Origin of the sequence: Acidipila rosea, assembly GCF_004339725.1 — a bacterium.
Classification (GTDB): Bacteria; Acidobacteriota; Terriglobia; order Terriglobales; family Acidobacteriaceae; genus Acidipila; species Acidipila rosea.
This window is the reverse complement of sequence record NZ_SMGK01000002.1, coordinates 920,863-947,153: the sequence shown is the minus strand read 5'-3', so window position 1 is coordinate 947,153 and position 26,291 is coordinate 920,863. Positions and strand designations below refer to the sequence as shown.

Annotated in this window: 24 protein-coding genes; 12 read left to right on the top strand and 12 right to left on the bottom strand. The window is 62.8% G+C overall.

Annotated elements, in window-relative coordinates:
• Nucleotides 1–103 precede the first annotated feature (103 nt).
• Together C7378_RS09060 and C7378_RS09055 are read left to right on the top strand one after the other, a co-directional pair.
• Nucleotides 104–2,083 carry a sensor histidine kinase gene (locus C7378_RS09060; RefSeq protein ID WP_131994960.1) on the top strand — a complete coding sequence of 660 codons (1,980 nt, stop codon included), beginning with the start codon at nt 104–106 and terminating at the stop codon, nt 2,081–2,083.
• Between the two features lie 12 nt (nt 2,084–2,095).
• Nucleotides 2,096–2,659: a regulatory protein RecX gene (locus C7378_RS09055; protein ID WP_131994957.1), complete on the top strand. Its 564-nt coding sequence runs from the start codon at nt 2,096–2,098 to the stop codon at nt 2,657–2,659.
• 15 nt (nt 2,660–2,674) lie between these two features.
• Here the strand turns inward: C7378_RS09055 and C7378_RS09050 are convergent, their stop codons facing one another.
• Both C7378_RS09050 and C7378_RS09045 read right to left on the bottom strand, forming a co-directional pair.
• Complete coding sequence (locus tag C7378_RS09050) at nt 2,675–4,195, bottom strand: outer membrane beta-barrel protein (protein WP_131994954.1); 1,521 nt, start codon at nt 4,193–4,195, stop codon at nt 2,675–2,677.
• A 110-nt stretch (nt 4,196–4,305) separates the two neighbouring features.
• Entirely contained in the window at nt 4,306–5,742 is a 1,437-nt protein-coding gene (locus C7378_RS09045) for an outer membrane beta-barrel protein (RefSeq protein ID WP_131994951.1), read from the bottom strand.
• Nucleotides 5,743–5,802: 60 nt separating this feature from the next.
• Here C7378_RS09045 and C7378_RS09040 point away from each other — a divergent pair, with 60 nt between their 5' ends.
• Genes C7378_RS09040 through C7378_RS09030 form a run of 3 tightly spaced genes read left to right on the top strand, consistent with a single transcriptional unit; the run spans nt 5,803 to nt 10,073 of the window.
• Nucleotides 5,803–6,597, top strand: a complete 795-nt coding sequence (locus tag C7378_RS09040; RefSeq protein ID WP_207901386.1) for a hypothetical protein — start codon at nt 5,803–5,805, stop codon at nt 6,595–6,597.
• Between the two features lie 30 nt (nt 6,598–6,627).
• On the top strand, nt 6,628–9,291 hold the full coding sequence (gene alaS, locus C7378_RS09035; RefSeq protein ID WP_131994948.1) for an alanine--tRNA ligase: 2,664 nt from the start codon (nt 6,628–6,630) through the stop codon (nt 9,289–9,291).
• A 23-nt stretch (nt 9,292–9,314) separates the two neighbouring features.
• The gene (locus tag C7378_RS09030; RefSeq protein WP_131994945.1) at nt 9,315–10,073 is read left to right on the top strand and encodes an ATP-binding cassette domain-containing protein; all 759 of its coding nucleotides are present in this window, start codon (nt 9,315–9,317) and stop codon (nt 10,071–10,073) included.
• Here the strand turns inward: C7378_RS09030 and C7378_RS09025 are convergent.
• The gene (locus tag C7378_RS09025) at nt 10,059–10,556 is read right to left on the bottom strand and encodes a DUF192 domain-containing protein (protein WP_165876722.1); all 498 of its coding nucleotides are present in this window, start codon (nt 10,554–10,556) and stop codon (nt 10,059–10,061) included. The genes C7378_RS09030 and C7378_RS09025 overlap by 15 nt on opposite strands.
• A 5-nt stretch (nt 10,557–10,561) precedes the next feature.
• Nucleotides 10,562–13,153 carry a PP2C family protein-serine/threonine phosphatase gene (locus C7378_RS09020; protein ID WP_165876721.1) on the bottom strand — a complete coding sequence of 864 codons (2,592 nt, stop codon included), beginning with the start codon at nt 13,151–13,153 and terminating at the stop codon, nt 10,562–10,564.
• A gap of 122 nt (nt 13,154–13,275) precedes the next feature.
• On the opposite strand from C7378_RS09020, the gene C7378_RS09015 reads away from it, so the two are divergent.
• Nucleotides 13,276–13,614, top strand: a complete 339-nt coding sequence (locus C7378_RS09015) for a phage holin family protein (protein WP_131994935.1) — start codon at nt 13,276–13,278, stop codon at nt 13,612–13,614.
• A gap of 100 nt (nt 13,615–13,714) precedes the next feature.
• Here C7378_RS09015 and C7378_RS09010 read toward each other — a convergent pair whose 3' ends face one another.
• From C7378_RS09010 to C7378_RS09005, 3 genes are all read right to left on the bottom strand, one after another.
• Nucleotides 13,715–15,274, bottom strand: coding sequence for an amino acid permease (locus C7378_RS09010; RefSeq protein WP_131994932.1), 1,560 nt, complete (start codon nt 15,272–15,274; stop codon nt 13,715–13,717).
• A gap of 70 nt (nt 15,275–15,344) precedes the next feature.
• Nucleotides 15,345–15,500 (bottom strand): hypothetical protein, encoded by a 156-nt coding sequence (locus C7378_RS17680; protein WP_165876720.1) that lies wholly within the window; start codon nt 15,498–15,500, stop codon nt 15,345–15,347.
• A gap of 34 nt (nt 15,501–15,534) precedes the next feature.
• On the bottom strand, nt 15,535–18,165 hold the full coding sequence (locus tag C7378_RS09005) for an ATP-dependent helicase (protein WP_165876719.1): 2,631 nt from the start codon (nt 18,163–18,165) through the stop codon (nt 15,535–15,537).
• Nucleotides 18,166–18,300: 135 nt separating this feature from the next.
• Between C7378_RS09005 and C7378_RS09000 the strand changes: the two genes are divergently transcribed.
• The 3 genes from C7378_RS09000 to C7378_RS08990 are packed head-to-tail and all read left to right on the top strand — an operon-like array spanning nt 18,301 to nt 19,555.
• Entirely contained in the window at nt 18,301–18,546 is a 246-nt protein-coding gene (locus C7378_RS09000; RefSeq protein WP_131994926.1) for an AbrB/MazE/SpoVT family DNA-binding domain-containing protein, read from the top strand.
• Nucleotides 18,543–18,938: a PIN domain-containing protein gene (locus tag C7378_RS08995; RefSeq protein WP_131994923.1), complete on the top strand. Its 396-nt coding sequence runs from the start codon at nt 18,543–18,545 to the stop codon at nt 18,936–18,938. Before C7378_RS09000 ends, C7378_RS08995 begins: the two co-directional genes overlap by 4 nt.
• Nucleotides 18,935–19,555, top strand: coding sequence for an LOG family protein (locus tag C7378_RS08990; RefSeq protein ID WP_131994920.1), 621 nt, complete (start codon nt 18,935–18,937; stop codon nt 19,553–19,555). The genes C7378_RS08995 and C7378_RS08990 overlap by 4 nt, the downstream gene beginning before the upstream one ends.
• Here the strand turns inward: C7378_RS08990 and C7378_RS08985 are convergent.
• Genes C7378_RS08985 through C7378_RS08975 form a run of 3 tightly spaced genes read right to left on the bottom strand, consistent with a single transcriptional unit; the run spans nt 19,540 to nt 21,034 of the window.
• Nucleotides 19,540–19,977: a DUF971 domain-containing protein gene (locus C7378_RS08985; protein WP_131994917.1), complete on the bottom strand. Its 438-nt coding sequence runs from the start codon at nt 19,975–19,977 to the stop codon at nt 19,540–19,542. The genes C7378_RS08990 and C7378_RS08985 overlap by 16 nt on opposite strands.
• Before the next feature lie 14 nt (nt 19,978–19,991).
• The gene (locus C7378_RS08980; protein ID WP_243648156.1) at nt 19,992–20,264 is read right to left on the bottom strand and encodes a SemiSWEET transporter; all 273 of its coding nucleotides are present in this window, start codon (nt 20,262–20,264) and stop codon (nt 19,992–19,994) included.
• A complete protein-coding gene (locus C7378_RS08975; RefSeq protein ID WP_131994914.1) occupies nt 20,261–21,034 on the bottom strand; it encodes a sulfite exporter TauE/SafE family protein in 774 nt (257 codons plus the stop codon). Before C7378_RS08975 ends, C7378_RS08980 begins: the two co-directional genes overlap by 4 nt.
• Between C7378_RS08975 and C7378_RS08970 the strand changes: the two genes are divergently transcribed.
• On the top strand, nt 21,029–22,183 hold the full coding sequence (locus tag C7378_RS08970; protein ID WP_243648155.1) for an alpha/beta hydrolase: 1,155 nt from the start codon (nt 21,029–21,031) through the stop codon (nt 22,181–22,183). The genes C7378_RS08975 and C7378_RS08970 overlap by 6 nt on opposite strands.
• A gap of 66 nt (nt 22,184–22,249) precedes the next feature.
• Here C7378_RS08970 and C7378_RS08965 read toward each other — a convergent pair whose 3' ends face one another.
• Together C7378_RS08965 and C7378_RS08960 are read right to left on the bottom strand one after the other, a co-directional pair.
• Nucleotides 22,250–23,755, bottom strand: a complete 1,506-nt coding sequence (locus tag C7378_RS08965) for an ArnT family glycosyltransferase (RefSeq protein ID WP_131994911.1) — start codon at nt 23,753–23,755, stop codon at nt 22,250–22,252.
• A gap of 108 nt (nt 23,756–23,863) precedes the next feature.
• Entirely contained in the window at nt 23,864–24,967 is a 1,104-nt protein-coding gene (locus C7378_RS08960) for an ABC transporter permease (RefSeq protein ID WP_131994908.1), read from the bottom strand.
• Nucleotides 24,968–25,231: 264 nt separating this feature from the next.
• Here C7378_RS08960 and C7378_RS08955 point away from each other — a divergent pair, with 264 nt between their 5' ends.
• Together C7378_RS08955 and C7378_RS08950 are read left to right on the top strand one after the other, a co-directional pair.
• Nucleotides 25,232–25,708 carry a helix-turn-helix domain-containing protein gene (locus tag C7378_RS08955; protein ID WP_131994905.1) on the top strand — a complete coding sequence of 159 codons (477 nt, stop codon included), beginning with the start codon at nt 25,232–25,234 and terminating at the stop codon, nt 25,706–25,708.
• A 118-nt stretch (nt 25,709–25,826) separates the two neighbouring features.
• On the top strand, nt 25,827–26,270 hold the full coding sequence (locus C7378_RS08950) for a DUF421 domain-containing protein (RefSeq protein WP_131994902.1): 444 nt from the start codon (nt 25,827–25,829) through the stop codon (nt 26,268–26,270).
• Nucleotides 26,271–26,291 lie beyond the last annotated feature (21 nt).

Below are 26,291 nucleotides of genomic sequence, written 5' to 3'. Positions count from 1 at the left end.
TTATGAAACGACTATCGCCATCAAGATTTACCGCCGAAAATATGCCGCGCCGTAGCCGAACCCTGTAAACTGAGGCCGCGAACCCCAGACATAGATAGCAAGCATGCACGAATACTACCGTTTACCGACCCTTGTTCTACTTACGGTGCTCACCGGTCTTTTCCTGTGGCTATATCTTCGCGCGCGCTCTCATCTGCGCCTTCTCTGGACCCTCGGCTGGGTGCTCGTCTCCCTGCGCCTCATTATCGAGTGGCAGGGAATATGGCATGTGCCTGCCGGTCTAGCCATCTCGAATGTCTGCCTTGAACTGGCTGCCCTGATGTTCCTGGGCTCGCTCTCTCCGGGCAGCGTAGGTAAAACCCGTTTTCACTATATCCAGCTTTTCTCTCTGCCCCTGGTCGCCTATCTCCTGCTCGTTTCGCTCTACCCTGCTTCGCCCGGCAAACATCATCTGCTTGTGTTCGTGATGGCAGTTGCCGCGACAATCACCGGCATAGTCTGGGCATCCCATCGCAATCTGCTGCCTGTCTGGTTCACCTTGCCCTACGCTGTGATTGTCGGCGGGGTGTGTATCTATCTCACCTGGCAGGGCGACTACATGTTCACCCTCTATGTCGTGCAGAGTGCGGTGAACCTGCTGACGGCCATCCTCTTTCTCGTCAAGTACCGGCGCCTGAGTCCCGGCATTGTGCTCACCGTCGTCGGGTTTATTGCCTGGAGTATCCCCGGCCTGCTCGACGGCGTGCTGCTCTCCCACGGGTTTTCTGTGCTGGTCCTGGGCCGCACCGTAAACCTGATCAAGATCGTCACCGCCCTCGGCATGGTCGTGCTGGTGCTTGAGGATGAACTGATTGCGAACGCCGCCACCCGGGTCAGGGACCACCGCGCTCACCTGGAGCTTGAGTCCTACGCCCGCATCAACCTCTGGGGCGTCCCCGGCCACTCCCAGAAAATCTATGAGGAGGTCTGCGAGACAGTCTCCGCCAGCAGCCGCTTCGCACACGTCGCCATCCTGCTGCGCGGCGTTGAAGGAGGCTTCTACTTCGCTGCCTCTGCAGGGATGCATCTGGACACCAGGGTGGCAGTCGAGACCTTCGCCCGCAGCGCAGAGCCTGCAGCCATCGAGCAGGTCGCCGCCGGCCCCTCCACCTCGCTGCGCCCCCTCTCATCCGATCAGGATGGCCCCCTCTACACCGGCATGGTGCTTCGCAGCAGCGCCGGAGCGCTCGATGGCCTGCTACTGCTCGGCGGCCTGCGCAATCCCGACGAGCCGCTCATGCCTGATGAAATGCTCCCCCTCGAGCTGCTCGCCGCGCGTGTTGCCGCCCTGCGGGAGGCCGGCCAGTTGACGCGCCGCATCCTCCGTGCGGAGAAGCTGGCCGGCCTCGGACATCTCGCCGGCGGCGTCGCCCATGAGCTCAACAATCCCTTGACTGCGGTCATGGGCTACGGTCAGGTGATCGAGGAGATTGCAACAGACGATGCCGTCCGCTCCGCCGCCGCCATCATCCTCCAGGAGTCGCGCCGGATGAAGAAGACCATCGAGAGCCTCATCCGCTTTTGGCGCCCCAAGTGGGACCACCGCGCTCCGCTTGCCATCGCCCAGATGCTGGCTGACATCGAACAGCTTCGCGGTCCGGAGCTCAGCCGTTCCGGCATCAAGCTCGAGCTGCGGATCGCACCTTCGCTGCCGCCCATCCCGGCTGACGCGGATCACATGTGCCAGGTCATCCTCCAGCTGCTCAACAACTCCGTCAGCGCCCTCGATGCCCTCCCTGAAGGTCGGGAAAAGAGGATCCTCATCGATGCTTCGCGCCAGGGCGAGTATCTGCGAATCGTCGTCTCCGATACCGGGTCCGGCTTTTCTGACCTCACCCACATCTTCGATCCCTTTTACCTGCCCACCGAACCCCGCGAGGGAACCGGCCTCGGTCTCGGCCTCTGCTATTCCATCGTCCGTGAACACGGTGGCGACATCAGCGCCGTCAACCTCTATCCTCACGGCGCAGCCGTCGTCATCGAGCTCCCCTGCGAGAGCGTCCCGCTCGTTCCCCAGGCCACCTTCACCGCGCCAACGTTCTAACATCACAACAGGATGAGTTTCAGCCGCCGGCCAAAGCAATCTGCCCCGCTTGATGAAGCGGGCCTCTACGAGCGTGCCGTCGCTGCGCTCGGGCGGCGCATGCGTACCGTCGCCGAGATCAGGAAGCTCCTCCGCCTCCGCGCTGAGCCGGGAGAAGTTGGCGCAGCCCACATCGAGGCCGTCCTCGCCAGGCTCAAGGACCACGGCTACCTCAACGACGCCGCCTTTGCGGAAGACTTCACCCGTCTCCGCCAGCAGAATCGCAGCCTTGGCCGCCGCCGCGTCCAGCAGGACCTCATGCAGAAGGGCCTCCACGCCGAATTGGTCAACCGCACGCTCGACTCTGCCTACGAAAATATCGATGAAGCCGAGCTCGCGCGCCGCCACCTGGAGCGCAAGCGCGTCCCCCAGCCCACGAATGACAAGGAAGCCGCGCGCGTCATGCGAATGCTCATGCGCGGCGGCTTCTCAACCACAGCCATCTACAAGGTGCTCAAGCAGTGGAAGGTGAACGACGCCGCTCTCGCCGCTCTCGCCGCGCTCGACAGCCTCGACGACGACCCGAGCGCAGGCTAGAAGCGCCGCCGCAGGTTAGAAGTGATAGATCACGTCTCCCGCCAGCGTCATCTGCGTCGTCTTCGTCGGCGACCCGAGATAAGGCGCATCGAAGGCTGGCCTGTCATACGAGTGGTCGAGCCTCAACTCCGGGCGGAACGTCACCGTGCTCCCCAGCCAGAAGTTGAATCCCACCAGGTGCTCTGAGTACTTCGTGGCCGTGCCCGTGCGCTGCCCCTTGATGTCGTCCACAAACTCGTTGCGGATATTCAGCGAGGCATGGTGGTTGTCGAACTCATGTTCCAGATAATTCACCACCGCCCAGTCCGGCGCATAGCAGTGCTCCGCAATGGGATTGCAGTAGGCCCCATTCGCGCCCGTGATCGGCGCAGGCGAAGTGATCGTACTGTAGCCGCCCACGTAATTCAGGTTCGGCACATCCCGTTCGTACTGGTACCAGCCCTCCGTGTCCGTGTGCCAGGTGGCGTTGATCTTGTGGTAGAAAGTCAGGTAATAAGCGGAAACATTGTTATACGAGTACTTGGCCGAGTTCAGCGAATTCGCGCACAGGTAGAGGTTGTTGCCGCCATTGCTCCACGTGTAGGAAGCGCACGCGTTACCGGTCAGCTTCGCATACTTTGTCCACGGCGCCGCCTCGCACCCGCCTGAAACGCCCGCCTGCACCGTCCAGTGGCCGTTCAGCTTCACCGTCGCATTCACGCCGTGCTGCGTATAGCAGTCCACCGTGTAGAGCAGCGAGTGGCTATAGGTGTAGTTGTTCGGAGCCAGCTGCGCCTCGATATCCGGCAGCGAAATATATCGTCCCACGCGCACATCCATCCCCTGCGCTACATGCGGAAAGTAGAGGTCCAGGTAGTACATCACCGGGTCGTAGCCATAGGTCTGCCCGCTCTGGTGCGACAGCAGTTGCTGGCTCAGAACCCCCACCGCTGTCGTATACCTGTAGTCCAGCCCATACAGATTCGTCAGGCGAAATCCCCAGTCGAAGTGGTCCTTCTGCACCGTGTCCGGCAGCCGCTCGATATACAGCGCCGCCTGGTCCAGCTGAATCGAATTGGGAATTACATCGTACGCAGCCGGAGCATTCGCATACTTGCCCTTGTTCGACGTACTTGCATTGCCGCCAATGTCAAACCACCCATAGACCTTCACCCGGCTCCTGTTCTGATTGATCGCCTGCATCAGGGGGTAGGTCTGGTAGTCAGGTGCGCCGATCACCACCGTGCCGCCAATCGGCCAGTCTGCCGAAGGGAAAGGCGGCGAATTCAACGGCGCCGGCGTTCCTCTGCGTGCTGGCTCTGCTGCTGGTGCTGACCCGTTTGAGCTCGACGTCCAGTCATCGAGGTACGCGTGACCGAGTCGCACAATAAAGCCCTGCCGGCTTGGCGCCGGGGCGCTGCTGCCTGCGTTGTCCTCGAGCAGCGGCTCGCCATTCGGCCGCGTTGCTGCCGTGGAGTCGCCCGCAGCGCGGAGGCATGCCGGCATACACAGCAATCCAAAAATCATCCCAATATAAATAGCTTTCCTGCTCATCATGGTTCTCCCAAACAACCATGCCCAAGGCTAGTGAGCAGGTCATAAGGGTGAGCACAGCAACTTGTAAGAAAGCTGTAAGGCGCGGCCGGCGTCCCTAAAAAGGAACGAGGCTAGAAGCGGTAAATCAGGTCTGAGGCAAAGGTGAACTGGTTGCTGGTTCTGCCCTTGTCGTAGGCAGGCCGGTCATACGAGCGGTCGAAGCGCACCTCAGGCCGCACCTCCACCGTGCTCCCGAACCACTTCGTCAGCGAGAGCGTATTTTCCGCATATCTGCCCGCATAGCCGGTGCGCTGCCCCTTCTTGTCGTTCATGAAATCCGATCGGAAGGACATCATCAGCGAGGGTGAAATCTCGTGCTCCAGGTAGTTGACCGCCGCATACTCCGGCGCCAGGCAGCGCAGCTCGCCCGGCTGGCACACCGCCCCGTACGTGCCCGTCTCTATTGGCAGTGGCCCCGCTGCGTTCGGCACGTCGCGCTCATACATGAACCAGCTCTCCGTCGCCATGTGCCATGTCTTGCTGAACCGGTGATACCACGTCCCGTCGTATTGCTGAATATTGTCATACGCGTACTTCCCGCTGTTGATGCCATTGGCGCAGACATACAGGCTGTCCTTCACGCTTCCCGATGTGTAGTCGAGACACGCCGTGCCGCTCGCCTTTGCGTCGTCCGTCCAGGGAGCCACGTCGTGCCCGGCACTGATCCCCGCCTGCACCAGCCAGCGGTCGCTCAGCTTGACCGTCGCCAGCAGCCCCGTATCCGTGAGCGCGTCAAAGGTGTTCACCAGCGAGTGAGAGAAGATGTAGTTCCCCGGAGCCCACTGCGACTCAATCCCCGGAATCGAGCTGAACCGCCCTACCCTCACGTCCATACCCTTCGCCACCTTCGGTACATAGAGGTCAACGTACTCCGCCGGAAGATCCGCCCCGTATTGCCGGTTAAATTTCAGCAGTTGCTGGCTGAAATATCCCTTCCCCGTAGTGAAGTAGTAGTCCGTCCCGAAAATACCCGTCAGGTGATATCCAAAGTCCCAGTGCTTCGTCTGCACCGTGTCCGCCAGCCGCTCCACAATGACGACCAGCTGCTGCAGTTCCACCCGGTTAGCGAACTGGTCATAAGCCACCGGCGCATTGGAGTCTCCCGAGGTGCTCAGGTTGAACGAAGGCTCCACCCAGCCATACACCTTGGTTCGACTCTTCGCCCCGTTCAGCGCTGTCATCAGGGGATAGCTGCCCGTGTCCGGCGCGCCTATCTCCTGCGATCCGCTATAGCTCCAGTCCGCGTTTGGGAAGGGCGGCGAGTCCAGCGGGGAAGCCGGCAGCCTGCGCACCGGGGCCGCCGACGACGGCAGCGTGCCGCTCCAGTCCTCGCCATAATAGGTGGCCAGCCGGTGAAAAAAGGAAGAGCTGCGCTCTGCCGGCTTCGGTGCGTCCGGCAGAACGGTCTGCCCCTGCCCCTGGACCGCAAGTCCTGCAAGTCCTGCGAAGAAAAAGATTGTCCCCACTACCGCTCGATGAACGAACCGGCGGTTGAATTTCGGTTTCATCAAATGTCTGGTCTCGTTGAGACTATAAATTATTGCTATCGGGCGATGAAGGGAATGGTTATGATGCGCCTCATCGCAGTTGACTGGTCAGGGGATTGCACAGACCGCGGCCAGCGCGACAGGATCCGCATCGCCGACTGGCAGGATGGCCGCGTCTCCGTTGAGGGTGGCCGCACCCGCGAGCAGGCCTGCCGCTGGCTCATCGCCGCCGCCCGTCAAACACCGCAGCTCGCCGTCGGCCTCGACTTCGCGTTCTCCTTCCCGGCCTGGTTCCTCCGCGCGCAGGGCTGCGCCACCGTGCGCCAGTTCTGGCAGCTTGCCGAGCGGGAGGGCGAGCGCTGGCTCGCCTCCTGCGTTCCCCCTTTCTGGGGCCGAGGCAAGGGCAGCCGCTGCCCCTCCGATCACCGCCAGCCTCACTGGCGCGGCTTCCGTGCCACCGACCGAGCCATCCGCATCGCCGGCATCCAGCCCAAGTCGCCCTTCCAGATCGGCGGAGCAGGAGCCGTCGGCACCGGCTCCCTGCGCGGCCTGCCCCATCTGCTGCAGCTGCAGCAGGCAGGCTTCTCCGTCTGGCCTTTTGATCCTCCCCGCCTGCCCGTCGTCTTTGAGCTGTATCCGCGCCTCTTCACCGGCCCCCTCCGCAAGTCGAGCGCCGCCGCTCGCGTCGCCCATCTGCAGTCCGCGCCCTTCGCTGCACTGCCGCCTGCGGTCCTCGCCTCTGCCCGCCACTCGGAAGATGCCTTCGACGCCCTCTGCTCCGTCATGGGCATGGCAGCTGCTGCCGACCGCCTCTCCGCGCTCCCGCCCGTCACCGGCCCTGACGCGCTTCTCGAGGGAGCCATCTGGCAGCCGTGAAACCGCCTCTCGCTGCCTTACACTGGAAGCATGCAAGTGCGTTCCGGTTCTGAAATCCGCGAGATGTTTTTGAAGTTTTTTGAGTCGAAGGGGCACCGCCGCGTGCACTCCTCTTCGCTTGTCCCAGCCAACGATCCCACCCTGCTCTTCACCAACGCGGGCATGAACCAGTTCAAGGATGTCTTCCTCGGCATCGAACAGCGCAACTACTCCCGCGCCACCACTTCGCAGAAGTGCGTCCGCGCCGGCGGCAAGCACAACGATCTTGAGAATGTCGGCTTCACCCGCCGCCATCACACCTTCTTTGAGATGCTCGGCAACTTCAGCTTCGGCGACTACTTCAAGGCCGACGCCATCGCCTACGCATGGGAGCTCGTCACCTCGCCCGAGTGGTTCGGCATTCCGAAGGATAAGCTCTACGTCACCATCTTCAAGGGCGAAAACGGCGTCCCCCGTGATGAAGAGGCCTTCGAGCTATGGCGCGCCCAGGGCGTTCCCGCCGAGCGCATCAAGGAGTTCGGCAGCAAGGACAACTTCTGGCAGATGGGCGACACCGGCCCCTGTGGCCCCTGTTCTGAGATCTTCTACGACATGGGCATCGAGGCTTCCGAGACCGGCGAAGACAAGCCCTTCGGTGAAGATGATGCCCGCTACGTCGAGATCTGGAACCTCGTCTTCATGCAGTTCGACCGCAGCGCCAACGGGGAACTGGCCCTCCTGCCCAAGCCCTCCATCGACACCGGCATGGGCCTCGAACGCACCGCCGCCGTCCTGCAGGGCGTTCGGTCAAACTTCGAGACAGACCTCTTCACCCCGCTCATCAGGCGCGCCGCCGAGCTCACCGGCCACGCCTTTGACCTGGGTAACGCCAGCCTGCGCATCATCGCCGACCACGCCCGCGCCGCAACCTTCCTCATCTCCGATGGCGTCAACCCGGCGAACGAAGGCCGCGGCTACGTCCTGCGCAAGATCCTCCGCCGCGGCATCCGCCACGGACGCCTCCTCGGGCAGGAGAAGCCCTTCATGCGCGACATGGTCTACGCCGTGCGCGACGAAATGGCCAAAGCCTACCCCGAGCTCAACGAGAGCGCCGACCGCGTAGCCAGGGTCGTGGAAGCGGAGGAGCGTCAGTTCGCGCGCGTGCTGGAGATCGGCGCACGCCAGCTGCAGAGCGCTCTCCAATCCAGCTCCTTCGCTGGCAAAGATGCCTTCCATCTCTACGAAACCTACGGCCTGCCCCTCGACTTCATGATGGACGCGGCCCGCGACGCAGGCATTGCCTTCGATCTCACCGGCTTCGAGCAGGCTCGCGCCGAGGAACAGGCCCGCGCCCGCGCCTCCTGGAAGGGCGGCACAAAGCAGTCCGCCAGCCCAGCCTTCCGCGAGCTGGCAAAGACCACCTTTGAGGGCTACGGCCATCTCAAGACTGAAGGCGCTGAGGTGCTCGCCATCGTCAAGGACGGCGCAGGCGTGCAGTTCGCCGAGCCCGGCGATCAGGTGGAGATTGTCCTCGACCACACCACCTTCTACGCCGACTCCGGCGGGCAGGTCGGCGATCACGGCTGGCTTTACTCGGACGACCACAACACCGTCGTCGCTGAGGTCACCGGTTGCACCAAGCCCGTGCAGGGTGTCTTCGCGCATCGCGTCACCGTCCGGCAGCCCATCCGCATCGGCGATAAGGTCGATGCCGTCGTCGATGCAGGCTACCGCAACGCCACCCGCCGCAACCACACCGGCACGCACCTGCTGCACGCGGCCCTGCGGGAGGTGCTCGGCACCCACGTCAAGCAGGCCGGCTCGCTCGTCGATCCCACCCGTCTGCGCTTTGACTTCTCCCACTTCGCCTCCGTTGCCGACGAAGAGCTGCAGGACATTGAAGACATCATCAACCGTGAAGTCCTCGGCAACACCCGTGTCGAGACCATTGAAGACGTGCCCATCGACGTTGCCATCAACGAGTACCACGCCATGGCGCTCTTCGGGGAGAAGTACGGCGACCGCGTCCGCGTCGTCAGGATCGGCGACTTCTCCACCGAACTCTGCGGCGGCACCCACACCGGAGCCACCGGCGAAATTGGTGTCATCAAGCTCATGAGCGAGGGCAGCGTCTCCTCCGGCGTCCGCCGTGTGGAGGCGGTCACCGGCCTCGGCGCGCTCAACGAGTTCCGCCGCGACTACCAGGTGGCGCAGCTCGCCGCGCAGCTTGCGCCCAGCGTCGATCTCACCCCCGCCGACGCTCTCCGTCAGCGCCTCGCCGCGCAGGAGGAAGAGGTAAAGAAGCTTCGCCGCGAGCTAGACCAGGTCCGCATGAAGTCTGCTTCCTCCGCCGTCTCCGGCGCCGCCGATCAGGCCGTGGAGGTCAAGGGCGTCAAGGTGCTCGCGCAGCGCGTCGATGCCCTCGACCGCGGCCAGATGCGCACCCTCGTCGATAACCTGCGGACCCGGCTCGGCTCCGGCGTCGTGGTCCTCGGCTCCGCGCAGGAAGAGGGCAAGGTCGCGCTCATCGTCGGCGTCACGAAGGACCTCACCGGCAAGGTGCAGGCAGGCAAGATCGTCGGCGCCATCGCCAGGCTCGTTGGCGGCTCCGGCGGCGGCAGGCCAGACATGGCAGAGGCGGGCGGCAAGGATGCCTCCCAGCTCGACGCCGCGCTCAGCTCAACCCCGGAGATCGTCTCCGGCCTCATCGGATAAGCTGCCACCGGACAGGAAGAAGCATGCCGCTGCTCGAAGCAACCCGCCTTACCAAAGACTACGGCGAAGTACGGGTGGTGGATGACGTCTCCTTCGTCATCCACCGCGGCGAAACCCTCGGCCTCGTCGGCGAATCGGGCTCAGGCAAGAGCACCATCGCGCGCATGGTGCTCGGCCTCATCGAGCCGTCCTCGGGCAGCGTCTCCTTCGACGGCGCATCCATCACCGGCATGCCGCAGAGCCGCCTCCGTCCGCTGCGCCGCCGCATCCAGCCCGTCTTTCAGGACCCCTACGCCGCACTCAACCCGCGCATGCGCGTACTCGACATCGTCACCGAGCCGCTGGTGATCCACGAGGGCGGCAGCCGCGCCCGTCACCGGCTCAAGGCCAGCGAACTCCTCCGCAGCGTCGGCCTCGACGACTCGGCTCTACCGCGCTATCCCCATGAGTTCTCCGGCGGCCAGCGTCAGCGCATCAATATCGCCCGCGCTCTCGCCCTGCGCCCCGAGATGCTGGTGCTCGACGAACCCATCTCCGCGCTCGACGTCAGTGTCGGCGCGCAGGTCGTCAACCTGCTGCGCGATCTGCAGCGTGACTTTCAGCTGACCTATCTTTTTATCTCTCACTCCATGCCGCTCGTGCGTTATCTCTCGACCAACATCGCCGTGCTCCGCCACGGCAGACTGGTGGAGATGGGCACCCGCGATGAGATCTGCGATGCGCCCCGCGAGCTCTACACGCAAACCCTCATCGCCGCCACACCCGAGCTACGGCTGGCCTAAGGCCGCCTGCGGCGCGCTGAAGTTGATCGTCTGCCCCACCGCCAGTGAGTGCTCCTTGATCGAGCCCACCGGCAGCTCCAGCACATACAGTGAGGGCTCGTGGCCGCCATAGGAGGCGCAGCTCGTGTACTTGCCTCTGCATGGCGGTGTATCCGGCGAGAGCTCCACAATGCGGTGGTCAGCGTCCATCCACACAATATCGAGCCCGATCTTGCAGTGATACATCCAGTAGCCGTGGTCGGCCAGGTGCTGGTGGACAAAGAGCATCCCGCGCCCATCCGGCAGCTTCGTCCGCCCCATCAGCCCATATTCCTGTTCCGGTTTCGTCAGGGCCAGTTCGGCATGCACGGTCGAGCCGTCCGGCAGCATGATCAGCGTATTCGCCGGGCGCGGAGCCACCCGCGGAATCTCCGGCTCCTGCGCTGCCACCAGCAGCACAGCCCCGCACAACAACCCCGTGCTCAGCGTCAGGGGAAGCAGCATTCTCTTCATGCATCCAGTTTAAGCACGAGCAGCGTCATGTCGTCGTGCTGTGGAGCCCCTGCGGTGAATCTGTCCGCCTCCGCAAGGATGCAATCCAGCACCGCCTGCGCCGATCCCTGCTGCATGCAAAGCGCCGCCCCGATCATGCGTTCTTCGCCCCACTCTTCTTCCTCGTGGGTCATCGCCTCGCTGATCCCATCCGTGTAGCAGACCAGCAGGTCGCCCGCCGCCAGCTGCATCGTCTGCTCCGTGTAGGGCGCAAAGGGCAGCAGCCCCACCACCGGCCCGTCCGCCTGCAGCCGCATCACCGCATCGCCGCGCACCAGCAGCGGAGGATTGTGCCCCGCGTTCACGCAGTCCAGCCGCCTGGTCGCCGGGTCGTAAACCGCGAAGAAAAAAGTAGCGTAGCGGTTCGAGGCTGAAGCCTCAAAGACCAGCCGGTTTACCTTGTGCATCAGCGTCGCGTAGTCGCGGGGGTTATCCAGCGTAATCCCACGCAGTGAAGCCCGCAGGCTCGCCATCAGCAGCGCCGCCGAAATGCCTTTGCCCGACACATCGCCCACCGCCAGTCCCACCCGTCCCTCGCCCAGGTGGAAGACGTCGTAGTAGTCGCCGCCCACTCCCTGCGCCGGCCGGCAGTGGCCTGCGATCGTCGCCCCCGGAATCGTAGGCATCTCCTGCGGAAACAGCCGCTCCTGCACCTCGCGCGCAATCTCCATCTCGCGGTTCGCGCGCTCCCGCTGGGCCGCTTCCGCCGCCAGGGAGTGCGCCAGCTCGCTCACCTCCAGCGCCAGCCCGGTCTGCGAAGCCAATGCCTGCAGCAGGTTCAGGTCTGCGCGCGAATACGCCGCCTGCGACCGTTTCGGCCCCAGCGCCATCAACCCCATCATCCGGTTGCGTCCCGGCAGCGGCAGCAGCAACTCCGCATTCACCCGCTCCAGTGTCTGCCGCTCCGCATTGCCCGCCATCAGGTACCACGCATCCGGATCGTCGCGATAGAGCAACGCAGGCTCATTCGAGTTCGTCATGTACCGCACCGCCGAGGACTGCGCCGGCAGCGTCAGCACCCCGCTCGCATCGATGCCGATCGACTGCTGCATCTGGAAGAACTCGCCTCTCCGCAGCAGCATCGCGATCTGGTCCACATGCAGCGTCTCTGAGACGCAGCGCGCCACCGTCTCCAGCAGCGGCTCGGTTTCCGTAAAGCGCCGCACCTCGTAGGAGAGCTCCTGCAGCACCCGCTCCGCGTTATACGACTCCCTGAAGAACCTGCGGTCGAGCCATGACTGCAGCCGCTTGCGCACGCCCAGCCGAAGCGAAAATATCAGCCCCAGGAAGATCAGCAGGCCGATGAAATCGCTGAAGTGCGGCTGCTTCTTGCCGAAGATCGGCCCCACCAGTTTGAACGCCGCGACAATCAGCACAACCCGTTCGAGCACATACAGCGTCCATTTCGCCAGCATGTACCGCGCGCCCATTTGCAGCAGCACCCGCACATCCAGTGCCCGCTGCACCAGCACCACGTAGCTGAGCGTCAGCGGCGCCACCATAAAAAGGACAGCCGAGGTATAGCTCAGCCAGTAATACTTCGAGCTCTCGATCGGAACACCCAGCGACGGCAGCAGGATGAACACGATCAACAGCGATCCGATGCCGATGCCCATCCCCGTATTCAGCACCCGTAGCCGCCGCCGCGCGTCAGGCGTCGAGGCCGAGCGCAGCTTGTCCAGGGTAAGCACCAGGTAGAGCAGAACGCAGACAAGATCGAGGTAGTTGAAAACCTGGCCCGCGCGCGCCCCCAGTTCGCCCAGCAGCGGTCCTGGTCCGCCTCCTACATAAACCTGGTACTCGTAGGGCAGGATAATCAGCAGTCCGATTCCCTGCGCTCCCAGAATCAGCCACTTCAGCCACGGCAGCTTCACGTCGATCCGCGAACGCTCCGGAAAGTAAATGCCGAACAACAGCAGTGCCGGGGCTGACAGCAGCAGTTGCAGCTGAAACCACGTAAGGTGCAGCAGCAGGGTAGCGCCTGAAAACAGTCCATCCGGCTGGAAAATAACGCTCGGAAAGGTCAACAGCACCAGCAGCAGCCACGCATTCCCCATCGTCGGCTTGGCCAGCACCACCCAGTAGCCGATCAGCAGGCAGACCAGCGGCAGCAGCCCTGAGATCAGCGACTCCCTCATGAACAGGATCGCGCGGGAGGTGTGGGGATTCTCGAAGGGCAGCGTCTTCAGCGTCAGGCTGACCGTCTTTCTGTTGCCCGTAGGTAGTATCAGGTCAACATCGATCCCGTCGCCGGGCCGCGCCGTCGCCATCAGGGATTGCCATTGCTCTCTCCCCGAGTAGTCCGCTCCGTTAATGCCGATCACCTTCGCCCCGGCGGGTATGCCCGCCGCCAGCGCCATAGGGTTCACTTCTTTGGTCAGGTTCGTGCGGGCATCGATGCGGAATGGCTCCTGCACATGCCTGTCTGCATGGAAGTTCAGCTCCCAGGCTGTTACGAACGAAGAAACCCAGAAGCTCAGGCTCACAAGCACATAGAGCCCCAGCAGCGCCCGCAGCAGGTTAGGAGAATCGCGTCGCTTCTTCTTCATCGGTATGGCCACCATAGTACCTTTGCCGCAGAATGTTGGCATAGTTTTCGCAGCCAGCCATTTCAAGGTACGCTACTGAGGCCGGGTTCGTTCCGGCTGGCAAGAAAGGACACACCGCCGCCATGATCCGACTTCTCATCAACTGGCTGCTCAACGCAGCTGCATTGCTGCTGGTCGCCTACCTGGTGCCCGGTTTTGAGGTCACCAGCCTTGGAGCCGCGCTCATCGCAGTCATCGTAATCGGCCTTCTCAACATCACCCTCGGCCTCCTGCTCAAGCTCATTACTCTGCCGCTCGGCATCCTCACCCTCGGCATCTTTTTCCTCGTCATCAACGCCTTCGTCATCAAGCTGGCGAGCGGCGTCGTTCCCGGCTTCTACGTCCGCAGTTTCGGCGCAGCCTTCATCGGCGCAGCCGTGCTCGCCCTGCTCCACGTCCTCTTCCGCGTCCTGGCCGGTTAAGGTGTCCCAAGCTGGTTAAGCACGCACCCCGTCGAACCAAAACAGAGCGGGCTGAAGTCTCATCCTTCAGCCCGCCGTTTTCTTCCGGTTTAAGAAATCCCTACCGCGCGAACTCGCTGCGCTTCCGGCTGTAGAGGAAATAGATCACCAGCCCGATAGCCAGCCACACAAAGAAGCGGATCCACGTCATGATCGGCAGCCCGGCCATCAGCAGCATGCAGAACAGAATGCTGAGCACCGGAAAGACCGGTCCGCCGGGGCACCGGAAGCCGCGCCTGCGATCCGGATCCTTGTAGCGCAGCACCAGCACGCCAGCTGAAACCAGTACAAATGCGAAGAGCGTCCCGATATTCGACAGGTCTGAGAAGGTGCCGATATCCAGCAGTCCCGCCGGCAGCCCCACCACAAATCCCGCCACCCATGTCGCCACAATCGGTGTCCTGAACCGCGGATGCACCTTGCTGAACACCGTAGGCAGCAGCCGGTCGCGGGACATCGCGAACCACACCCGCGCCTGCCCGATCTGGAAGACCAGGATCGAGGAGATCATCCCCAGCAGCGCACCGATCAGCACCGCCAGCCGCACCCAGTGCAGCCCCGCGCCGCCATGCGTCAGTGAGAGCTTCTTGAGCGTATTCACCACCGGCGCGGCATCGTCGATCAGCCGGTCCCACTTGATCAGCCCCGTCAGCACCACCGCCACGCCGATATAGAGGATCGTGCACACGATCAGCGTCGCAATAATGCCGATCGGCACATCCCGCTGCGGATTCTTGCACTCCTCCGCTGCCGTCGAAACCGAGTCGAAGCCGATGTAGGTGAAGAAGATGATGGAGCCGCCCGTCAGCACGCCCGACCATCCGTTCGGATAAAACGGGTGCCAGTTATGCGGCTTGATGAAGTGCGCTCCGAAGCTCACAAAGATCAGGATCGCCGCGATCTTCAGCAGCACCATGATGTTGTTCGTCTCCGCCGATTCGCGAATGCCGCGCACCAGCACCACCGTCAGCAGCATCACGATCAGGAACGCCGGGATATTGAAGCCGAAGTGCCACCCCGGCCCGTAGAGCGTCCGCCCCTGCAGGTCCTGCAGTCCGCTCGGCAGGTACGCCGGCGAAATCCATTTCAGCGAGGGATGCACTCCCAGCCAGTCCAGCAGGTCGACCATGTGTGCGGCAAACCCCACCGAGACCGCCATGTTGGAGAAGGCGTACTCGAGGATCAAATCCCAGCCGATGATCCAGGCGATCAGCTCGCCCATCGTCGCGTAGGTGTAGGTGTAGGCTGATCCCGCAATTGGGATCATCGAGGCAAGCTCCGCGTAGCAGAGTCCCGTGAAGGCGCACACGATCGCCACCAGCACGAGTGAAAGTGCCAGCGCCGGCCCCGCGCCCGGCCTTCCCGCCAGTGCGGTGTGGTGCACCACGTAGTCGAGCAGGGGCGTGTTCAGGATCGACGAGGTGTCGAACTTCTCGCCTGCGATGGCGGTCCCGATCACCGTAAAGATGCCGCTGCCTATCACCGCGCCGATACCCAGCGCAGTCAGCGACACCGGCCCCAGCGTCTTCTTCAGCGCGTGTTCTGGGTTTTCCGACTCGGCGATCAGCTTGTCGATTGATTTTCTGGCGAAAAGTTGGCTCGGCAGGTCCGCGCTCCTCAAATCATGCTGTGGGGAGTGTAACGGTTAAGGGTCTGCCCGGCGAAATCAATTCGCGGGCAGACGCCTCTGACTACCGCTTGCTCTGGCCGCGGGCGAGCTTCTTGACCTTCTGCTTGGCTTCGCCGCGCGCGCCTGTCCGCGGTCCCTTGGGGGCTGCCTTCTTGCGCGCCGCGCGCTTTACTTTCTTGCGTTCTGCTTTGTCTTCAATATTGGTCGTGTTTGCCATTTCTGATCTCTTTTCCGGAGTGTTCCTGCAAATTTCAGAGCCGTTCAAGCTGGGCGAACTTCTCCACCAGCTTCTTCACTCCGAACTTCGTAAATTGTACTGTAATCTTCGCGTCTTCCCCATCTCCCTCACGACGAAAGACCACGCCCTCGCCATACTTCGGGTGGCGAACCCGCTGTCCGCTTCTGAATCCCGTCGCCCCGCTCGGCTCCGGAACGTCCACCTTCGGCCGTTTCGCCGCCGTTCCCCCGCGGGCGGAGAAGAACTGTGCAATATTGTCGAGCGAGTTCGGAGCAGCCTTCGCCGACGAGGACGCCGACGATGAAGCCGAGGAGCTCCGCGCAAAGACCGGCCGCTGATCCTCGTCCTCGTAGCTGTAGTGCCTGCCGCCCTCATGCTCGTCGTTGCCGCGTCCGTAGCGCGACTGGCCATAGCCGCCGCTGCTCCAGCCCATTCCTCGCGGCTGGCTTCCGGCCACCTCTTCAACCAGGTGTGAGGGAATCTCTTCGAGGAACCGCGAGGGCAGGCTCGCCTCCGGCATGTCGTTGCCATAGCGCCGCCTGTACCGCGCCCGCGTCACCACCAGCGTGTCCATCGCCCGCGTCATCCCCACGTAGCAGAGCCGCCGCTCCTCTTCCATCTGGTCGCGGTCGTTCAGCGTCCGCGAGTGCGGAAACAGCCCTTCCTCCATCCCCGCCAGCAGCACCACCGGGAACTCCAGACCCTTCGCTGCGTGCAGCGTCATCAGCGTCACCCGCGAGTCCGCGTCGAATTTGTCCGTGTCGCTCACCAGCGCCGCATGGTCCAGAAACTCCGCCAGCGTCTCGCCGCGCTCCTGCGCATCCTGCGCCGCGTTGGCCAATTCCTTCAGGTTTTCAATCCGCGAAAAGGCCTCCGGCGTCCCTTCCTCTTCAAGCGACCGCAGATACCCGCTCCGGTCGTTGATAAACCGGATCAGCTCCGGCAGCGTCGCCGCGTCGCCCGGCTGGCGGAACGCTGCCACCGGCTCTTCCTTCACTGCCGCAGCCACTTTGGCCGGGGCCACGCGCGGCTTCGGCGCCTCTTCCGCAAAGGGATTGAACGACGTAGCGTCGAACGCAATATCTTCTTCCGGGGCGAACGCCAGCCCATGCTGCGCTTCGTCTCCGAAGTCGAAGCTCGTGTCCGCTTCCTCCGCAATCGCCTCCGGCGTTATCTCCTCCGCCTCGGCAACGTCTTCCGCCAGCTTTTCCGCGAAGCCCGGCGCCAGCATCGCGCGCGCGTCTTCGATCATCCGGCGAAAGTTCTCCAGCGCCACCAGCGCCCGCCCGGGCAGCAGCTTTTCCTTGCTGGCGCGATCGATCGCGGTCCAGGTCGTCGTGCCCGTTTCGATCGCCAGCCGCTCCAGCGTCTCCAGCGTCGTCTTGCCAATGCCGCGCGCCGGCGTATTGATGACCCTCTGCAGCGCAATCGAGTCGTTCGGGTTCTGCACCAGCTTCAGGTAGCTGAGCAGGTCTTTGATCTCCGCTCGCTCATAAAATGAGAAGCCGCCCACCATCGTGTAGCTGATGCCGTAGCGGCGCAGCGCCTCTTCCACCAGTCGCGACTGCGAATTGGTTCGGTAGAGCACCGCCGCGCGCGGCATCTCCTGCTCCTCGCCCGCCTTGCGCAGATATTTGTTGATGTAATCGGCAATGAACAGCGCCTCGTTCTCTCCGTCCGGCGCTTCGTAGTAGCCGATCAGCGAGCCGCCCTCGCGCGCCGTCCACAGGTTCTTTCCCTTGCGCTGCGCATTGCGGGCCACCACCGCCCCCGCGCCTTCAAGGATGATCTGCGTCGAGCGGTAGTTCTGCTCCAGCCGGATCGTCTTCGCTCCGGGAAAGTCGCGCTCAAACTCGAGAATGTTGCGGATGTCCGCGCCGCGCCATGAGTAGATGCTCTGGTCCTCGTCGCCCACCACGCAGACATTCTTCTCCGGCCCCGCCAGCAGCTTCATCAGCTCATACTGCGGCCGGTTCGTGTCCTGATACTCGTCGATCAGCAGGTAGCGATAGCGCCGGTTATACCGCTCCCGCACCTCGCCTGAAGACTTCAGCAGCCGCACCGCCTCGAGCAGCAGGTCGTCGAAATCGAGCGCATTGTTCTTGCGCAGTTCCTTGCGATAGGCCTCGAAGATATGCGCCACCCGCTCGCCCGTCGCATCCGCCGACTGCAGGTAGTACTCCTGCGGATCGAGCATGTGGTTCTTCGCCCATGAAATCTTCGACAGCACCACGCGCGGCGTCAGCTGCTTGTCGTCCAGCCCCATCCGCCGCATGATCTGCTTCACCACCGACTGCTGGTCGCTTTCGTCATAGATGGCAAAGCTCCGCGTCAGCCCTTCACCGCCAATGCGCAGCGCTTCGATATCCCGCCGCAGCGCCCGCACGCAGAACGAGTGGAAGGTCGAGATCAGCGGCTTCGCCAGCGTGCTCGTCCCTATCAGCTTCTCGACGCGCTCCTGCATCTCCTTTGAAGCTTTATTGGTAAAGGTGACCGCAAGGATCGAGTCCGGCGCTACGCCGCGCTCTTCGATCAGGTAGGCGATCCGGTGCGTGATGACCCGCGTCTTGCCCGAGCCCGCTCCGGCCAGCAGCAGCACCGGCCCGTCCACTGACTCCACGCCCTCCCGCTGCTGCGGGTTCATTTTTTCTAGTAAGCGATGCAAGGATATCTCTGTAGGGAAGTCTCCTCTCCAGTGTATCGCTATTTGCCTCGGGGGAAAGCCGGCTTGCATTGGAGCAAAGTAAGGAAATAGGATAAAAGTAAGGAGAAGGTCAGCATGGCGTCCGCGACCATTACCTCGAAGGGGCAGATTACGATTCCCAGCCGGGTCCGCGCCGAGATGCGCGTTGCCGCCGGCGATCGCGTGGAGTTTGTCCGGAACGAAACCACCGGGCGCTTCGAGATCATTCCGGCCACCTCCTCCATCCGCGAGTTGAAGGGTGTCCTCGCAGGCCGCAGGCCCGTCCTTTCTGTTGCTGAAATCAACCGCATCCTTGCCGAACAGGGTGACTCCGGTCGATGATCGGCCTCGATACCAATGTGCTGGTCCGATATTTTGCCCAGGACGATCCTCACCAGTCCGCCAAGGTGAACGCGCTCTTCGCCACCTTCACCGCGGAACACAAAGGCTTCGTCTCACTGTTAACCCTGGCGGAGCTGGCGTGGGTTCTGCGCCGCGCCTTTCATCTGGATCGGCAGGAGCTCGCCTCGGTCATCGAAAAAATCCTGAACAGTCAGGACATGACCGTCGAGCAGGCTGAGGTCTGCTGGAGCGCGCTGCATCTCTTTCTGGCCTCCAGGGCAGATTTTTCCGACTGCCTCATGGAGCGCAGTTGCCGCGCGCGCGGCTGCGACTATACCGTTACCTTTGACTCCCAGGCTGCAAAATCGGCCGGAATGAGGTTGCTGCGATGAGTACTGTTCCCAACCCCTGCCGCATCTGCGTCTTCTGCGGCTCCAGCTCCGGCAGTGATCCGGCCTACCTCGATGCCGCGCTTGACCTGGGCCGGCGCATCGCTGCTGCGGGCATGGGCCTCGTCTATGGCGGCGCCAGCATCGGCCTCATGGGCGCGGTCGCAGACGCCGTCCTTGCCGGAGGAGCTGAGGTCATCGGCGTTATCCCCTCCGTGCTCAAGGATCGTGAAATCGCGCACTCCGGCCTCGCGCAGCTCCACTTTGTCGAGACTATGCATGAGCGCAAAGCGCTCATGGCCCACTACGCCGATGCCTTCGTCGCGCTGCCCGGCGGCTTCGGTACTCTGGATGAATTTTTCGAGATTCTCACCTGGGCGCAGTTGAAGATCCACGCCAAACCCTGCCTGCTCGTCAACACGCAGGGCTACTACGACGGGCTCCTGCGCTTTCTCGATCATGCCGTCGAGGCAGGTTTTCTCAAGCAGGACAATCGGCTTCTCGTGCAGGTAGCCGCCGATCCCCGGCAGGCCATCGAGATCGCCAGGCAGCTATTCGAGCAGCGCCCTCAGGAGCAGAGGCCCGCCCCCGACGCAGCCCTCAATCAGCTCGTCCGCTGAGCCGTGCACTCCTCGCAGACGCAGTGCCGCCGCAGGTAGTCCCATGAGTAGATGCCGCTCGTGTGACCATCGTTCCAGTGAAAGCTGATCGCATATTTGCCCGTGGGCGCCACTGAATCCGGTCTTGGCGGAGCCTGGTACATCGGCAGCAGGCTCGTCGCCTGCGGCTTCGGTTCTCCCGGCTCGCGGCCGGCCTTTTCCCGCTCTTCGTGGCATGTCGCGCAGGGGCAGGCATTGCGCAGCCAGGCAAACGTCCACCGGCTCTTGTGCCCATCCTTCCAGTCGATCTCCATGCCCGTGCCTTCAGTCTTCTGCACGCGCACTTTCAGCGGCTCCGTAGCCTCGCGCGGCAGTTCCTTGTGCGCCGCCTCTTCGCGGCGCGCCTGCTCTTCGGTGACGAACCGGATTCCTTCATGACTCATATCGATATTTTCCTCTATTTGCGATCGAAGCGCAGCTTCAGCACCAGGATCGCGACCGCCAGCACCAGCGTGACAAAGTTCGCCAGGATCACCGGCTCGGAGTGAATCAGCAGCCCATACGCCAGCCACATCGCCTCGCCCACTGAGAACAGCAGAAACATCACCAGCGAAATATCGCGCGCCGTCCGCAGTCGCCACACCCGCGCCAGCTGCGGGACAAACGAGGCCGTCGTGCACACCGCCGCCACTGACCCGATCAGGTTGACTTCCGCTGCGCTCAGCTTCACAGCGTTGACCTGTGGGTAAAGAAATAAATTGAGAGGCAGAGCCCGAGCGCGATAATGACGGGCCGCAGCACCTTGTCGCTGATCCGCCGCGCGTTGCGTGCGCCCACATAGCCGCCAATCGCGCAGGCGATCATCATCGGCGCGCAGTAGCGCCACTCCACCACGCGATAGGCGATGAAGGCCAGCACGGCCACGCCGTTCGCGACCGAGGTAATCACGACCTTCAGCGCATTGATCTCCGCAATGCGGTCCACCCCGCAGAAGGCCAGCGCCGTCATCGTCAGCAGCCCCGCTCCCGCGCCGAAGTAGCCGATGTAGTAGCAGATAAACAGCAGCGCCGTCAGCAGCGGAAACAGCGCCACATGCGACGTGTTGCCGCTCTGCTGCTCCACCTTCCGCTTCACCATCCGTGAGACCGGCCCGCTCAGCGCAAACGCCGTCGAGCCCAGCAAAAAGAGGTACGGCACCAGCCGCAGAAACGAGCCCTGGCTGTTATGCAGCAGCGTCCACGCGCCGGCCATTCCCCCGATAGCCGCGACAATCGCCACCGGCAGCACCAGCCGCATATTCTTCTTCAGGTCTTCGCGATATCCCGCAATCGAGGTGAACTGTCCCGGCCACAGTGCAACCGTCCCCGTCGCATTCGCTTCGATCGGCAGCAGCCCGGCATGGATCAGGGCAGGAAAAGCAAGAAATCCGCCGCCACCGGCAATGGAATTCACAAGGCCGCCCAGCAATGCGGCAAAGGTCAGCAGCAGATAAGAGTGCATCGTCTGATTGTAGCGGCCTGCTACAATCCGCTGTCGAGCCGTCTCGGCCCAAAGGAGAACGTCTACCTGATGTCAGCCTTATTTACCCGTTTTCGCACGCTTTGCACGCTTTGCCTCATCCCTTTTTCCTTCCTTCTTGCTGCCGGAGCGCAGACTCCGGGCAAAGGTCATGTTGATACCATCACAGTCCACGGCAAGTCGCTTGAGGGCAACCTCATCGGCGACACCGCCGACCGCGAAGTCAAGGTCTATCTTCCGCCCAGCTACGCCACCCACCCGGAGCGCCGCTACCCCGTCGTGTATATGCTCCACGGCTTCACCGACTCCGCCGACAAGTGGTTCGGCGCCAAAAAGGACTGGGTCGACCTCGACACCATCGCTGACTCCGACATCGACTCCGGCAAGTCGAAGGAGATGATCATCGTCGTTCCCAACGCCATGAACCCCTTCGCCGGTTCCTTCTACTCGCGTTCGGTCACCACCGGCGACTGGGAAGACTTCGTCGCTCACGATCTCGTCAGCTACATTGATGCGCACTACCGCACCATCGCCAACCGCGACAGCCGCGGCCTTGCAGGCCACTCCATGGGCGGCTACGGCACCATGCGCATCGGCATGCGGCACACGGATGTCTTTTCCGTCATCTATGCCATGAGCCCCTGCTGCCTGGTCTGGGATAACACCTTTCATCCCGGCGGCGGCCCCGGTGAGGCGCGGAAGCTCACCTCGATTCACACCATGGCCGATGTAAAGAAGGCTGACTTCAACACCCTCGTCTCGCTTGCGCTCTCCGCCGCCTGGTCGCCCGACCCGAAGAAGCCGCCCTTCTACTTCGACCTGCCGGTCACCTCTGACGGCAAGCCAGTCGCGCCCGTTGCCGCCGAGTGGTCAGCGAACATGCCCCTCGTCTTCCTGCCGCAATACATCCCGCAGCTCAAGAGCCTCCATGCCATCGCCTTTGATGCCGGCACCCATGACGAGTTCAAGAGCATCCCCCTCAGCCTCGTCGTCCTCGACAAAGACCTGAACGACTACGGCATCGCCCACACCTACGAAACCTATGACGGCACCCACACCAGCCGCGTCCCCGAACGCCTCGCGGATAAGGTGCTGCCCTTCTTTTCGAAGAACCTCAAGTCCGACAATTAGTCTCCGCCGGTCCCGCAGTCCTCACTCCGGCGCGCGCTCCTTCAGGCGTGCGCCGGCAGCCACGCTCTACCTGCCGGCGTTCTCTCGCGCCTCTTCCTTCGCATCGTAGTGTCGCTGCGCAGCTGGCAGCAGGCGCAGCCTGTAGAGGATCAGCAGGTTGCGATCCGGATCGTCAAACGCCGGATACTCCGCCACCTGTTCCAGTGAATACTCCTTACGCAGATCCTCCAGCGTTCCCGCGTCGATCTCGTTCCACGTCGCAAACCATCCCGGCCTGTACTGGTGAATCCGATACGGCAGATCATAGGTGCCGAAGTCGTCACAGATCGCCGGCAGCCCGGTCGCCAGCGCAATCTGGTCGCCGCTGATCGACAGCAGCAGCCGATTGCCGTCCTTCGAGTTCGTCTCGATGTAGCGCGTCAGACTCTTCGCCGCGCCCAGGAACGAGTACTGCGGATGCACCGCATAACTCACCATCTGCCGGACATTCACCGCCACGCTGATCGCCAGCACCGCCATCGCCGCCGTCCCCGCCTGCCGATTGCGCCGCAGCAGCGCCGCTGTTCCCAGGCTCACCGTGAGGAAGAGCGCAAAGGCCACCGTCTCGTAGTAGCGCGGCTGCATGCTGTTATGCCATCCGGTAAAAAAAATATATCCGCCCGCCGCCAGCAGCGAAGTGCCGTAGAGGGGATTGCCCCACAGCTCCCGCAGCCACACCAGCGACAGCAACAGCAGCACCGCCGCCACTCCGCACAGCCACGGGTCGACCCAGAGCGTCCCATGTACCGCATACCAGAAGGCCGCCACCCATCCGTTCAATGTCGATGGCTGCTCCCACTTGTTGGCCGCAAACAGGTAGTGGAAGTCCACGAGATAATGCGGCCTCACCACCAGCAGATACCACGCGCTCCACGGCAGCGCCGTCGCCAGCGTCACCACCCCCACCGAGCGCCAGAAGCGCTCTCGCTCCATCCGCCACAGCAAATAGAGCGTCGCCGGGAAAAAGAAGATCGCCGTCGTCTTCGTCAGCACGCTCAGGCACAGCACCAGACCCGTTGCTGTCAGCAACGCCAGCCGATGACGCGGCAGGTGCAGCAGCAGCAGCCATGAGGCCAGCGTCAGCAGAATCAGCAGCGGCTCCAGGATCGCCAGCCGCGCAAAGCTGTAGAGGAAGACATTCGCCATCGCCAGCGTCGTCGCCAGCAGCGCCGTCCAGCGGCTCTCCCGCTGCCGCACCAGCAGGTACATCACCCCCACCGCCGCGCCAAAGACAGCCAGTTCCAGCCCCCGCGCCGCCACTAGGCTCACCCCCGTCAGGTGGAACAGCGCCGCCAGCAGCACCGGCCACACCGGCAGAGCAATCGCCGGGTTAAAGTCGCCCTTCAGATACCAGTTGCCGCGCTCAAACAGGCGCACCGCCGCATTGCCGTACCAGCCCTCATCCGTGTACTTCGAGTAGTCCATCCACGGCGAGCCGTTAGGAAAGTCCGCCCGCAGATGCACGAAGTGCACCGCATAGAGCGCTGCAAGGGCGATCAGCCAGAGGATGGTAAGGGCGCGGCTTCGCGTCATAGTTCTTCACTTGATTTGTCGGCGCTCTTGGAGCGCCCGCGGGAATGGTTCCGCCAGGGCCGTCAGCCCCGGCTGGAGTGGGTTTTCCCGTCCGTCTTTCGCGTCGTGCTATTCGTACGCCAGCGCGTCGATCGGGTCCTTGCGCGCAGCCTTCCACGCCGGGTAAATCGCGCCGACGATCGAGCCGATAAACGCAATCAGCGCGGCGTTTACCCGCCAGTCCGCCGTCAGTTGAAAGGTCATCGTAGGGAAGCGATACGTGAGCCCCAGCTTGATCAGCTGCGTCAGCAGCATTCCCAGCGCTATGCCCACAAGCGACAGCAGCGCCGTCTCCCGCAGCACCACGTTGACAATGTAGAGCTTCGAGGCGCCCAGCGACTTCAGTATGCCGATCTCCCGCGTCCGCTCCATCACTGCCGTGTACATCGACTGGAAGATCACCAGGAAGCCGACGATCATCGCAATGCCGATCACCACCCGCAGCGCAATGTTGAAGCCCGGCAGCCTCGCCGGCGTCATCATCGACATCCACTCGTCCAGCGTCTGCACCTGGTACTTTGCCATTCCCGGAGTAGCTTCGATCTCCTGCCGGATCAGGCCTTCATTCTTGGGGTCATCGCTTCTTACATAGAAGAGGGACGCATTGTCAGGCGTGCCGATCAGGGTGCCCAGCGTGCGGATCGGCACAAACTTGCGGCCGCCCTTGCCGTGCTCCACAATTCCGCTGATGCGGAAGGGATGCGCCTTGATCATGATCGTCTCGCCCACATGGTGGCCCTTGTCCGAGCGCGCAAAGTAGTCGTCGACAATCGCATCATCCGGCCCCTGGAACGGGGTGCCTTCGAGAAACACAAACGGCTTCAGCGCATTGTAGCTTTGGTAGTCGATCCCCCAGATCGTCTCTACCGTGCCCGCCGTGCTCAGGTCCGTAATCACCGGCGCGGCCACCGCCACATGGGGCAGCTTCCTCAGCACATCGGCAATCTTCGCCGGCACCGGCGCGCCGCCCACCGCCGAGATGAAGCTCGCATTTGGCGGCCGCACGATCATGTCTGCGCCAATCCCGCTCGTGCGCGTCTTCTGGTCATTCACCATGCCGATCATGATGGCGACAATCGACAGGATCATGACGACCTCGATCGCAATCGCAAAAATGCTGATCAGGCTGCGCAGGGGACGGTGAAGCAGATTGCCGACAACAAGCTTGTTCATGAGGGGGTATCCGTATCCAGCCGCGAAGGCGGGCTCTCTGGCGAGTGTAACAAAGCAGGCTCCAGCGGCAGGCAGAAAGAGCCCACTGCATAGCAACCCGCACCCTCCAAGATTCTTCCCAAAATGGGCAGCCATGCACTGGAACGGCACTTTCGTACTCGTTCGGACACACTTTTGTGTTTTTTCTTTTGACTCCGCCGCCGACAGAGTTTTAAGGTGGGTTTTGGCCAGGAACCCCAAAGAAAGCCCTTCGAGGACGGCAAAATGGGTCAATTCGGCGATGATCTACGGAGAGAACGCGAAGCAAGGGGCATAGCGCTCGAAACCATAGTTGAAGAGACAAAGATCGGCAGCCGCCATCTTCTCTCTCTGGAGCACGATGATTTCGACGCCCTGCCGGGTGGTGTCTTCAACAAAGGCATCGTGCGCAGCTATGTGCGCGTCGTAGGGCTGGACGAGGATGCCTGGCTCGCCCGCTACCAGACCGCTTATGAATCCAGCGGCCACATCAAGCAGGACGACGCCGACTGGATCGCCTTTGCGGAGAACGTCAGCCGCAGCCGCGATGCCGAGGAGTCCGCTGGCTCAGGACACGGGCTGCGCTGGGCCGGAGTTTTCATGCTGCTGCTCGTGGTTGCGGGCCTCGGCTGGTTCGTCTGGCATTACGTCAACACCAAGCTCTACGCGCAGGCCCTCACGCCGCCCTCTTCGGTGGCTGCCTCCACGCACGCCGGCGACTGATCTCGCACTGGTCTCCTGCAGCCCCGGCGCACCCGGCGACCGGCCTCAGGCCCTCTCAGCACACAAGCAAACCCTTGCGCCCCGCCGCGCCTCCTATGTCACAGCAGGTGAGCAGCGCATGGCGGCAATACTTCGAGCAGCTTTCGGTTACTGTTTCCTCATCTTCACGGTGCGCGTCGTAGGCCGCAGGCCCGGCAAGCAGATGACCCCCTTTGAGTTTGTCCTCATCTTCTTCATCGGCGGTCTCATGCTCACCGCCATGGTCGGCGATGAAGCGTCTCTCACCAACGCCATCGGCCAGATCATGACCATCGCCATCATGCATTACGGCATCGCATGGCTGCGCCAGCGCTCTCCCCGCTTCGCCAGCATGACTGACGGCACGCCGCTCGTTCTGCTCGAAAAAGGACAGTGGCGCATAGGGACCATGTTCAATTCGCGCATCACAGATGATGACGTCATGGCCGCGGCCCGCGACAAGGGCCTTTCCCAGCTGGCGCAGGTTGAGTACGCCATCCTCGAACGCAATGGAGAAATCAGCATCGTCTCCGGTGATCGCTAGATCCGGAGACATTGGATACGC